Below are 12225 nucleotides of genomic sequence, written 5' to 3' on the forward strand. Positions count from 1 at the left end.
CTCCCTGCCCCTGGCTCCCTACTCCATGCTACCCCCCTTTCTCCATGCACCCCGCTCCGCGCTCCATGCCGCCTAAACTCGCCGACCGACTACTTCGCTTTTTCCTGTCCGACGACCGGCTGGAAGAGGTGCAGGGTGATTTGCATGAGGAATTTGCCTGGCAGGTGAACCGTGTGGGCGAACAACGAGCCCGCTGGCGATACTGGTGGGATGTGCTGGGATTCCTAAAACCATTTGCTGTTAAAAGAAGCGTAAACCAGTACCCAACTCCAACAAATACGACTATGCTCCGAAACTATCTGAAAATTGCCTGGCGAAATCTGATTCGCGAAAAAGGCTATTCAACCATCAATATCGTTGGGTTGTCGGCTGGGATGGCCGTTGCCATGCTCATTGGGCTGTGGATCTATGATGAGTTGTCGTTCAACCAATTCCATCAGAACTACGACCGCATTGCACAGGTCATGGAAAATCAAACGCTGGAACAGGGCGTTCAAACCTATGGAGCATTACCTCTACCTCTGAGCCAGGAGCTACGAACCAAGTATGCCAGCGACTTCAAAGCCGTTGTCGCCATTTCGGAATTTGAACAGATCATCGCCTATCAGGACAAAAAATTTACCCGGTTCGGAAACTTTGCCGAAGCTGATTATCCCGAACTATTGGCCTTAAAAATGGTCAGTGGAACACGGCAAGGGCTAAACGATCCGAACTCCGTTTTACTGGCCAAATCGACCGCCCAGGCACTCTTTGGAGACAGCAATCCGTTGCATAAACTCGTTAAGGTCGGCAACCGATATACGCTTCAGGTAGCTGGCGTCTTCGACGATCTTCCCCACAATACGACCTTTAAAAACGTTGCATTTATCGCTCCAATCAAATTACTTTTTGAATCGGGTCAGGGCATGGACAACTGGCGGAGCAGCTCGTTTGCCATTCTGACGCAGTTAAATCCAGGCAGTGATTTTGCCGGAGTATCTCAAAAGATTAAAGACGTTTTTCGCCAGCACATTCAGGACAAAGCTCAGTCGTCACTTTTTCTGTATCCAATGTCCGACTGGCATCTATACTCGGAATTTAAAAATGGGGTAAATGCTGGTGGGCGTATTCAGTTTGTGTGGCTTTTCGGGTGTATCGGCCTGTTTGTGCTGCTGCTGGCCTGCATCAACTTCATGAATTTGAGTACGGCACGATCCGAAAAACGAGCCAAAGAAGTGGGCATTCGTAAAGCGATTGGGTCTATGCGGAGTCAGTTGATCAGCCAGTTTTTTAGTGAATCGTTCCTGTTCGTTATTACTGCTTTTATCCTGTCGTTGCTGCTGGTTCAACTCGTTCTTCCTGGCTTTAACGAGGTAGCGGATAAAGACCTTGCTATACTTTGGGCTAATCCGATTTTTTGGGCAGCCTGTATCAGCTTTAGTTTACTGACCGGCTTTCTGGCGGGCAGCTACCCGGCTTTTTATTTATCCTCTTTCCAGCCGATCAAGGTCTTAAAAGGGGGCACTTTTCGGGTTGGGCGTTTCGCTTCGTTACCCCGTAAGGTGTTGGTTGTGGTACAGTTCACGGTTTCGGTAACGCTCATTATCGGCACCATCGTCGTTTTCCGGCAGATTCAGTTCGCGCAAAATCGTCCGATTGGTTATAGCCGTAATGGGCTCATCAACATCACGATGAATACCCCTGAAATTCAGGGTCGATACGATGCGCTTCGGAATGAGCTACTGGCGACGGGTGCGGTAGCCGACATGGCCGAATCGTCGAGCCCGATCACCAATATCTGGTCATCAGCCAATAATCTGGAATGGCGGGGCAAAGATCCAAACCGTGCAGCAGCTTTCGGCACCATTGCGATCACGCCCGAATTCGGGAATGTGGTGGGGTGGAAAGTGAAAGAAGGTCGCTCATTCTCCCGGCAGTTTACGAGCGATTCACTGGCGTTTATGTTCAACGAAGCCGCCGTTAAACTAACAGGGCTAAAGAACCGCAACGGCGGACCGCCCGTGGGTGAAACCATCCGCTGGCACGGGAAAGACTGGAAGCTGATTGGTGTGGTGAAGGATATGGTTATGACCTCACCCTTTGAGCCGGTCACGCCAACCGTGTTTATGATGAATACCAACGAACGTAGCCTGAACGTCATCCATATCAAACTGAATCCCGCCTTGAGTGCGCACGATGCCTTAGGGAAACTGGAACCTGTTTTCAAAAAATTCAATCCGGCCTCACCCTTCGAATACAAGTTTGCCGATGAAGAGTACGCGAAAAAATTTGCTGCCGAACAACGCATTGGCCGTCTAGCCAGCTTCTTTGCCGGTCTGGCCATCCTGATCAGTTGTCTGGGCCTGTTTGGGTTAGCGTCGTTCGTGGCCGAGCAGCGCACCAAAGAGATTGGCGTTCGTAAAGTGTTGGGTGCGTCGGTTATTAATCTGTGGGGATTACTATCGAAAGATTTTGTGACACTGGTGCTTATATCCTGCCTCCTATCGACGCCCATCACCTGGTATTTGCTAACCAACTGGCTGGCTAAATATGAGTACCGAACGGAATTGTCTTGGTGGATTTTCGGAGTAGCCAGCCTGGGCGCCTTAGCCATCACCTTACTGACGGTCAGTTTCCAAAGCATCAAAGCCGCCTTGATCAATCCAGTGAAATCACTTCGGTCTGAGTAGCAGGGTGCACGGAGCAGGGAGCGTGGAGCAAGGCGTTCATTCTCTGCCCCGCTCCACGCTCCCTGCCCCCCGCAATCCCTGCCACCCTTGCAATACCCCGCAATCTATGCACCCAACTCCCCGCTCCCATCCGCCTAAACTCGCGGATAAACTCCTTCGCTATTTCCTGTCTGATGACCGGCTGGAAGAGGTGTTGGGCGATCTGCACGAAGACTATCGCTGGCAGGTCAGTCGGGTAGGTGAACGACGGGCAAAATGGCGGTACTGGTGGGATGTGCTAGGATTTCTGAAGCCATTTGCCATAAAGCGTAAAGCAGTCAATAACCGTTTCGATGACTATTCAACAACATACCTAATGCAACCCACTATGTTACGGAACTATCTAAAAATCGCGTTTCGGAATCTGGCCAAGAACAAGACATTTTCCGTCATCAATACGCTCGGTCTGGCGTTGGGTATGGCATGTAGCCTGCTTATTCTGCTTTGGGTACAGGACGAGCGGAGCGTGGATGCCTTCCATGCACATAAAAGCCAGCTATATCGGATTTACATGCGCGAATATTTCAGTGGAAAGATGCAGGGCGTTATCTGGACACCAGGACCGCTGGCGGCTGAACTGAAAAAAGAAATTCCCGAGATCGAGTATGCAACGGCGTATGAATGGCCGGCGCAACAAACGTTTTCAGTTGGAAATAAGGTGCAGAAGCAATCAATTAATGCGGTTGGAGCCGATTTTTTCAAGATGTTCAGCTTTCAACTGCTACAGGGTACGCCCGAGGCCGCGCTGAAGGATCGGAACGGTCTGGCTATTTCGCACGATATGGCGAACCTCTTTTTTGGTAGCCCTGAAGCCGCCATCGGCAAAACCATTCGGTTCGACAATCGGAAAGATATGCTGGTTTCGGCGGTCTTCGAGAACCTTCCCAAAAACAGTACGCTACAGTTCGATTGCCTGCGCAACTGGGATGCTTATGTAGACGATGGGAACGACTGGGCGAAAGGTTGGGGCAGCACTGATCCACTCACATTTTTCATGATTCGTTCCGACCGCAACGGCGTACCGGCCGATCCGGAAAAAGTGGAAGCGAAAATCCAGCATATGCTCGACAAATTTAACCGCGACGAAGGCAAACCGGCCCGCACCGAACTGGCCATGCAGCCTTTCCACGAATATTACCTGAACAGCAATTTTAAAGATGCCCAGATTGATGGCGGTCGCATCGAATATGTACGGCTGTTTACGATTGTGGCGGTATTCATTCTGCTGATTGCCTGTGTCAATTTCATGAATCTGGCTACGGCGCGTTCGGGCAAACGGGCGAAAGAAGTGGGGGTTCGAAAAGTAGTCGGAGCCATGCGGTCGCTGCTGATCGGACAGTTTTTGGGTGAAGCTATGCTGTTGACCGTTTTCTCGATTAGTCTGGCCGTGTTACTGGTGGGTTTACTGCTGCCCGCCTTTAACACGCTCACCGGTAAACAGATTGTTTTGCCCATTCTAGATCCTTCGTTTTGGGGCGGATTAATAGGACTGACCCTGTTTACCGGATTCGTTGCGGGAAGTTATCCGGCCTTTTTCCTTTCGTCGCTGAGTCCGATTCGGGTGCTGAAAGGCGTACTAAAATTCGACTCAGCATCGACCTGGCTACGGCAGGGATTGGTGGTGTTTCAGTTTGCCCTCTCTATGATTCTAATCGTCGGGATGATCATCATCTATCGACAGGTCGACTACGTGCAGACCAAGAATCTGGGGTACAACCGCGAAAACCTCATCTACTTTCCATTGGAAGGGAATCTGGCCAATCAGTATGATGTGCTGAAATCGGAACTGGGCCAGCTACCGGGCGTGTCGGACGTATCGTATCTGACAGCCGACCCGGCCTCGAATGGTGGGGGCACCGAAGGGATCAGTTGGCCAGGTAGTGACCCGAACGAAAAAGTGCGCTTTACACCGGTGGGGGTTGGTTATGACTTTGCCAAAGCCATGCAGATTAACCTGCGCGAAGGACGCGATTTCTCGAAAGAGTTCCCGACCGATTCCAGTGGCTTTCTGATCAACGAAGCAGCCCTGAAAGTCATTGGCCTCAAACAGCCAATTGGCAAAACCATCACCTGGGGCAAGCAGAAAGGAACCATTATCGGTGTGCTGAAGGACTTTCATTTTCAATCGCTTCATACAGCCATCCGCCCGCTGATTGGCTACCTGCGTACGCAACGGCTGGCGGGTAATGTAAACGCAATAGTGCGGATCGAAGCTGGTAAAACGAAAGAAGCCCTGACCCAAATCGAAGTCATTTGCAAGAAACTGAATCCTGCTTTTCCGTTTACCTATAACTTTACCGACCAGGCCTACGCCCGTCAGTATCAGAGCGAGCAAGTGGTGAGCAAGCTGGCCAGCTACTTTGCGTTTCTGGGTATTTTCATCTCCTGCCTGGGGTTGTTCGGTCTGGCAACGTTTACGGCCGAGCAGCGAGTAAAAGAGATTGGGGTCCGCAAAGTATTGGGAGCCTCGGTAGGTAACATAATCGGCTTGCTCTCGAAAGACTTTCTAAAACTGGTGTTGATTGCTATTGTGCTGGCATCGCCGGTTGCGTGGTGGGCTATGAGCCAGTGGTTACAGGGCTTTGCCTATAAGATCACAATCGATTGGTGGATGTTTGTAGCAGCCGGTATACTGTCGGTCGCCATTGCCTTACTGACGGTTAGTTTCCAAAGCATCAAAGCCGCCTTGATCAATCCCGTAAAATCATTGCGATCGGAATAATGCAGGGGTGGCGGAGTATTGCAGGGATGGCACGGAAATTCTCCTAATCCCGGCCACACCCCGCCACCAACAGATAACAAATCTGGTGAAGAGATTACGAAGTGAATGAGGACTTATAGAGTGATTCAAATTCTTCGTAGCGAAGAATAGACACCGAAGGAAAATCAATGGATTTTAACTGGTGAAGATGCTTATCGTTACTGACAATGTAATCGGCCTGACTGGCTAAATAGCAATCGACGAATTTGTTGTCATCTTTATCATTTTCAACTAATTGCCAATGAAACGATGGATTGATCAGAAAGACATTCGGTAAGAGAAGCAGGTAATACAGTTGTGCGTCTGTACGCTCGATTCCATAGCGCAGAACTACCTGTTCATAATATTCGGTCAATATCTCATTCGATAAGGCCAGCTCAAATTTCCCTTTCAGTAGGGATTCATAAATCCACCAATATTTATACTGGGGAGCCAGCGAAACCATGAATACATTCGTATCTAACACGAACCGCAGTTTATTCATTCAGCCACTGATCAAGATCAGACTCCGTAATTCCCTGTTGATCAATTGCCTGCTGGATTTCCCCAGTAAGCTTCTCAGAAAAATAAGTAGCCAGCATTTTTCGCACGGCTAGTATGTCCTCTTCACTAGGCTGAAACGAATAAATTTTCAGCAAATCGAGTTGGAGCGCGCTTAGTTTTTGAGTCTCCATATACAGTACGTTTTCTCAAAGATAACAAAATATCAGGCCACGATGTCACTTTACTGCTGATAAAACCAGCGTAGTTCAGCCAAATTCAATTCGTTTATTCCCTGCCATCCAGCACTCCCTTTGCCTCATGCGCTACAGCCCTCCCCAACTCGCCGACCGACTACTTCGCTTTTTCCTGTCTGCTGACCGGCGGGAAGAAGTGCAGGGCGATTTGCATGAAGAATTTGCCTGGCAGGTGAACCGTGTGGGTGAGCGACGGGCACGCTGGCGGTATTGGTGGGATGTGCTGGGATTTCTAAAACCGTTTGCGATCAGACGAAAAGCAGAGGAGTCAGTCGCACCAATTATCCATAACCATCATCAACGATTCGATCCGTATTCAACAACTTCTTATTTCAGTCCTGCTATGTTTCGCAACTATTTCCAAACAGCCTGGCGCAATCTGGTCAAAAACCGCTTTTATTCGCTCATCAACATGACGGGGCTAACGGCCGGCCTGGCTGTGGGGATTCTGATTCTGCTTTGGGTGCAGGATGAGCTAAGCTTCGACCGTTTTCACCATCAAGCAACGACCATCTATCGGCTCGAAAACTGGGCGGGTACCGGCGACAGTCGGCAAATATGGACCTCTACCGTAGCGCCTATTGCTGTATTGGGTAAAAAAGAACTACCTGAGATCAAAGAAGGAGTTCGGATTTCCTACAACGGCATCTATACGCTATTCAAATACCAGGATAAAACCGTCAATGAAACCGGTACGCACTTCGCCGATCCCAGCCTGTTTTCGGTGTTCGATTTCCCGCTTATTCAGGGCAATTCAGCCAATCCCTTTCCCGACAATCACTCCATTGTGCTGACTGAAAAAACGGCAAAACGCTATTTCGGCGACGCAAATCCAATTGGAAAAATTCTGACCAGCAACAACAGCTCGTTCCGGGTCAGCGGAGTCATCCGGGACTTTCCGAAAAATTCGAGCATTCAGGGGGATATGATACTGCCGATTTCATTATTATTCGAGGAGATGTACCGGACCCGAACCGACGGAAAGAACAAAGACAACGACTTTTCCCAGTTCGATTACGAAACGTATCTGTTGCTTCAGCCCGGAGCTGACATTAGCAAACTGACGGATAAACTGCGGAACATTCATCTCCGTAATAAACCCGACGACACCGACCTTACCTACCTGCTACAGCCCCTCGCCGATATGCATCTGTATAGAGCCGATGGCAGCCAGGGAGGCATCGAAACGGTGCGGATGTTCTCGGTAATTGCGCTATTGATTCTGGTTATTGCCTGCATCAACTACGTGAACCTGTCGACGGCCCGGTCACTGCTGCGATCGAAGGAAGTTAGTATGCGGAAGATCGTGGGAGCGGCTAAAGGGCAGTTGTTCATGCAGTTTGTGATCGAGACAGCACTCCTGTTTGCGCTGGCTGCAGTAGCAGCTCTAGGGTTGATTTACCTGCTCTTACCAGCTTATAATCAGCTATCGGAAAAAGAACTCACGCTTAATGTTGAGAACTACCAAATCTGGCAGGTGATGGGGTTAACCATTGTTGGAACCCTCATTGCGTCGAGCATTTATCCGGCGTTGTTGCTTTCGTCGTTCGAGCCGCTCAAAGCGTTGAAAGGCCGCGTGTCGGCCCGGTTTAGTGAAGCGACTTTTCGAAAAGTACTGGTAGTGGCGCAGTTTGCCGTAACAGTTATCCTGATTGCCAGCACGTTGATCATCCGTAATCAGTTGAGCTTTATCCGTTCCAAGGAATTGGGGTATGACAAAACGCACGTATTTGCCTTCTTCATGCGAGACATGGGTCAGCACTACGACGCCGTTAAAGCCGAGTTGCTACATCAGCCGGGCGTAGCGAGCATTACACGTTCCAGCGCCAATATTGTCCGGCTCGGTTCGCAGACGGGCGATAACGAATGGGATGGTAAAGAGCAGGGCGAAACGATGTTTATGCGCCCAATGGCGATCGACAAAGACTTCATTCCGTTCTTTAAAATGAAGCTGTTGCAAGGCGCCAACTTTACGGGTGCCGTAGCCGATTCGACCCATTTTATCCTGAATGAAACGGCCGTCAAAACGGCACGGCTGACCAATCCGATCGGTAAAAAGTTTCGGCTCTGGAAACACAAGGGCACCATCATTGGCGTGGTTAAAGACTTCCATTTTGCCTCCATGCGCCAGAAAATAGAGCCTGCTATCTTCTATTACGAACCGACGAACCTGAACGCGATGTACATCAAAACAACCGGGAAAGATGCCGAGACGACTATTGCTTCTGCCCAGAAAGCCTGGAAGCAATACAACCCCGACTACCCGTTCGATTACGCGTTTCTGGACGATGTATTTAACCGGCTCTACCAGTCGGAGCAAAAAACGGGGATGCTATTCAATCTTTTTGCGGGTATTGCCATCCTGATTTCCTGCTTAGGGTTGTTCGGTCTGGCCACCTACACGGCACAGGTACGTACCCGCGAAATTGGGGTTCGCAAAGTACTGGGCGCCAGCGTAACGGGAATCATTCAGTTGTTGGCCATCGATTTTGTGAAGCTGGTATTTATCGCCATTCTGATTGCCACACCCATTGCCTGGTACACCATGAGCCTATGGCTACAGGATTTCGCCTATCGCATCAACGTCCAGTGGTGGGTCTTTGTGCTATCGGGTGTACTGGCCCTGGCCATTGCCTTGCTGACGGTCAGTTTCCAAAGTATCAAAGCCGCCTTAATGAATCCGGTGAAAAGTTTGCGGTCGGAATAACCCTGTTTCCCGTAGAGACAAGGCATGCCTTGTCTCTACAATCCCTGCAACACCCTGCCATCACCGCAATCCATGCTATGAAACAACCACCTAAACTCGCTGATAAACTACTCCAATTTTTCCTGTCTGATGATCGGCTGGAAGAGGTGTTGGGCGATCTGCACGAAGAATTTCGTTGGCAGCTCAGTCGCGTGAGTGAGCGACGGGCACGCTGGCGGTACTGGTGGGATGTGCTGGGATTTCTAAAATCGTTTGCCATGAAGCGTAAGCCGACAACCAGTCCGCAACGGTTTCAGCGGTTTGCCGATCATTCAACAACTTATTTTCCAAACCCGATTATGCTACGAAATTATTTCTCCATCGCATTCCGCCAGTTGTGGAAGAATCCACTGTTTAGCAGCCTGAACATTGTGGGGCTAACCGTTGGGCTGGCGGTCAGTACATTTATCGCGCTCTACGTCTGGCACGAGTTCCACTACGACCGCTTTGAGCCGTTTGCCAACCGAACGTACCGGATTGTATCAGCATCAAAATATGGAGAAAATGAAGTATCGTTCCCCCAACTGCACCAGTCGTTTGGTAGCGAGGTTAAACGCCAGATTCCGGAAGTAGAAGAAGTCGTTCGGTTTTCCGATGGCTTTGGTGATGTCATTCTCCAATCGGATCAAAATCATCGGTTCAAGGAAACCCATGTCGGGTATGCAGACGCGTCGATCATACCAGTCATGGGCCTTAAATTTTTGTATGGAAATGTAAAAACAGCGTTGAGCGAACCCGGACGAATCATTCTGACCCGCCAATTGGCCGAGAAGTATTTCGGCAATCGAAACCCCGTTGGCAAATCACTGATTTTTGATAAACATTTCCCGCTTACGGTATCGGGCGTACTGGACGACTTACCGACCAACTCGGTCATTCAATTCAACGGACTGGTTTCATTGTCGTCGATGCCTACGCTTGGCGATCGCCAACGCGGTATTTATGAAAGTGCCGGCTTTTTGACTACTTATCTGGTCTTACGGCCCGATGCCCGAGTCGGTGATATAGAAAAGAAACTTGCGACGGTAAAAGCAGGCATCAAATTCATCGATATGTCGGCCAATTATTTTCTGGAAGCCTTGCCTATACTACACCTGGATGGTCGTGGGGCACCAGGCGACTCCCGACAGTCGCTGTATATTCTGCTGACGGTGTCCCTGGTTATTCTGACGTTGGCTGTTATCAACTACATCAGCCTGACCACCGCCCGCGCGACTAAACGATCGCGCGAGGTAGGTATCCGTAAAGCCATTGGCGGGCAGCGCAGTGAGTTGATCGGGCAGTTTTTTCTGGAATCATTTCTAACCACCACCCTGGCGTTTGCGCTTTCGCTGGCTCTGCTTCAGGCGCTGTTTCCGTGGGCCAATCATGCGTTGGATTTGCAGATGGACAATCGGGTGCTGGCGCAGGGACCGTATTGGGGACTGATGCTTGGGCTTTGGGTGGTTTGCTCGCTGCTGGCAGGTGGCTATCCGGCGTTGTTGTTGTCGGGTTTCCGACCAGCTCTGGTGTTGAAAGGATCGACCAATTGGCGACAGAGCGGGGTTGGCGTTCGGCGGGTTTTTACAACCGTTCAGTTTACGGCCTCTATTGGGCTATTGATCTGCAGCCTGGTGCTTTACACACAGATGCGTTTTCTGCGGACCAAAAGCCTCGGACTGAACCGATCGCAAGTCGTAGCGCTCCAGATCGACAACGAAATGATTCCTCAGTTTACAGGCTTACGGAATGCCGTTCGGCAATGGGCGGGCGAAGGAAATGTGGCTACGACCAACACCCGTCTGTTTACCAATAACATCATGACCATGTTCACGAAGAGCGAAAAAACGAAGAAAGAACTCATGGTGAGTTCCATTCAAGTCGATAAGCCGTTCTTCGATATGATGGGTATTCATTGGAAAAACCCTCCTCTGGGTTGGAAAAAAGGAGCGATTACGCGCGATTTGACCATTTATAATCAGATGCTGATAAACGAATCAGGCATCAAGGGTAATCCATTGCAACAGCCAGCTCCACTAAATGGCCATCCAACCGATGGCGTTGTGGCCGATTTCCATGTCAATAGCCTGCATGGTACGGTTTCGCCCATGATGCTCACGGTTGTCAGCGATACCAGCCGGTCGATTCTGGCCAATGGCGGCTATCTGCTGGTCCGGCTGAATCCACACACGGATGTACCCAATGCCCTCGACCAGCTCAAACAGATCTACAATCAGGCCCGCCCAACGGCCCCCTTCGATTACTATTTTCTGGATGATGCCTACAACAAGCTCTATGCGAAAGAAGAACGACTGATGCGGCTATTCAATGGCTTTACCGCCCTGACGCTGCTAGTAGCCTGTCTGGGGCTACTAGGTTTAATGACCTTTTCGGTAGAAGTACGCACGAAAGAAATTGGCGTTCGCAAAGTACTGGGGGCCTCGGTCGCCGGTATTGTCGTGTTGCTCTCCAAAGATTTTCTAAAACTCGTGTTGCTGTCTATTCTGATTGCCTCCCCCATCGCGTGGTGGGCTATGAACAAGTGGTTACAGAGCTTCGCCTACAAGATCGACATGGCCTGGTGGGTTTTCGCCCTGGCAGGTGGATTGGCGGTGGGTATTGCGCTGCTCACAATCAGTTTTCAGAGTGTAAAAGCCGCCCTAACGAACCCGGTGAAGAGTTTGCGGAGTGAATAGCCTTAGGTAGAGACAGGGCATGCCCTGTCTCTATGGACCGGATGTTCTTACAACGGAAGGCTTTGTTGATAACAATTGATGACGCACAGGAGACGCCATCCCTGGCGTCTCTACGAGTTTAACTGCCGGACAAGAATAAACGTAGCCAATTCGGCAAGCAGCAGGTTGTAATGCGTGGCCGCTATACCGCCCAGCATATACGCCAGAAAAATTTCATCGGCTAGGATGAAAGCGGCCCAAAGACCAATGGAGAATCCAAAGGCCAGACTAATGGCCGATTGTTGGGTAAGTGACTGCTGAACAGAAGCCCGAAAGGCTTTCCAGAACAGAATGGCGCTAATGCCCTCCCACAGAATAACCCCGGCAAAAAACAGCCCCGACAGCCAAACTGGCGACTGATAAATAGCCACTACCCGGACAATCAGGGTATAATTCCCCGATGCAAACGGCCATTTCCCAGGCAGTATAGAAAGCACCTTCAACGCATCGGTGCTGTTGCTCAGCCAGACGATGGTGAAATAAAGCGCCCAGAACAGCAATAGTCCCGATCGGATTCGCTTATCAATGGTTTGCATAACTAGTCCTCTAAAAACGCTGG

7 protein-coding genes are annotated in these 12225 nt (G+C 50.1%); 4 read left to right on the plus strand and 3 right to left on the minus strand.

Annotation, left to right across the window (positions count from 1 at the left end; all coding sequences use genetic code 11):
- The first annotated feature begins 44 nt into the window (after positions 1–44).
- Positions 45–2669 (plus strand): permease prefix domain 2-containing transporter, encoded by a 2625-nt coding sequence (locus ACYVFD_RS14395; RefSeq protein ID WP_461090871.1) that lies wholly within the window; start codon positions 45–47, stop codon positions 2667–2669.
- Positions 2670–2775: 106 nt separating this feature from the next.
- Positions 2776–5430, plus strand: coding sequence for an ABC transporter permease (locus ACYVFD_RS14400; RefSeq protein WP_461090872.1), 2655 nt, complete (start codon positions 2776–2778; stop codon positions 5428–5430).
- A gap of 94 nt (positions 5431–5524) precedes the next feature.
- Here ACYVFD_RS14400 and ACYVFD_RS14405 read toward each other — a convergent pair whose 3' ends face one another.
- Together ACYVFD_RS14405 and ACYVFD_RS14410 are read right to left on the minus strand one after the other, a co-directional pair.
- Positions 5525–5953 (minus strand): putative toxin-antitoxin system toxin component, PIN family, encoded by a 429-nt coding sequence (locus ACYVFD_RS14405; RefSeq protein WP_461090873.1) that lies wholly within the window; start codon positions 5951–5953, stop codon positions 5525–5527.
- The gene (locus ACYVFD_RS14410; protein WP_461090874.1) at positions 5946–6143 is read right to left on the minus strand and encodes a hypothetical protein; all 198 of its coding nucleotides are present in this window, start codon (positions 6141–6143) and stop codon (positions 5946–5948) included. Before ACYVFD_RS14410 ends, ACYVFD_RS14405 begins: the two co-directional genes overlap by 8 nt.
- 127 nt (positions 6144–6270) lie before the next feature.
- On the opposite strand from ACYVFD_RS14410, the gene ACYVFD_RS14415 reads away from it, so the two are divergent.
- Positions 6271–8913 (plus strand): ABC transporter permease, encoded by a 2643-nt coding sequence (locus tag ACYVFD_RS14415; protein WP_461090876.1) that lies wholly within the window; start codon positions 6271–6273, stop codon positions 8911–8913.
- 77 nt (positions 8914–8990) lie between these two features.
- Complete coding sequence (locus ACYVFD_RS14420) at positions 8991–11627, plus strand: permease prefix domain 2-containing transporter (RefSeq protein WP_461090877.1); 2637 nt, start codon at positions 8991–8993, stop codon at positions 11625–11627.
- A gap of 110 nt (positions 11628–11737) precedes the next feature.
- On the opposite strand, the gene ACYVFD_RS14425 is transcribed toward ACYVFD_RS14420, so the two are convergent.
- Positions 11738–12202 carry a hypothetical protein gene (locus ACYVFD_RS14425; RefSeq protein ID WP_461090878.1) on the minus strand — a complete coding sequence of 155 codons (465 nt, stop codon included), beginning with the start codon at positions 12200–12202 and terminating at the stop codon, positions 11738–11740.
- Positions 12203–12225 lie beyond the last annotated feature (23 nt).

This window comes from Spirosoma gilvum (assembly GCF_054776815.1).

Coding starts and splice junctions, on each gene's coding strand:
- ACYVFD_RS14400 (WP_461090872.1), top strand. CDS start 2,776: ATGCACCCAACTCCCCGCTCCCATCCGCCTAAACTCGCGGATAAACTC.
- ACYVFD_RS14425 (WP_461090878.1), bottom strand. CDS start 12,202: ATGCAAACCATTGATAAGCGAATCCGATCGGGACTATTGCTGTTCTGG.
- ACYVFD_RS14395 (WP_461090871.1), top strand. CDS start 45: ATGCACCCCGCTCCGCGCTCCATGCCGCCTAAACTCGCCGACCGACTA.
- ACYVFD_RS14420 (WP_461090877.1), top strand. CDS start 8,991: ATGAAACAACCACCTAAACTCGCTGATAAACTACTCCAATTTTTCCTG.
- ACYVFD_RS14410 (WP_461090874.1), bottom strand. CDS start 6,143: ATGGAGACTCAAAAACTAAGCGCGCTCCAACTCGATTTGCTGAAAATT.
- ACYVFD_RS14415 (WP_461090876.1), top strand. CDS start 6,271: ATGCGCTACAGCCCTCCCCAACTCGCCGACCGACTACTTCGCTTTTTC.
- ACYVFD_RS14405 (WP_461090873.1), bottom strand. CDS start 5,953: ATGAATAAACTGCGGTTCGTGTTAGATACGAATGTATTCATGGTTTCG.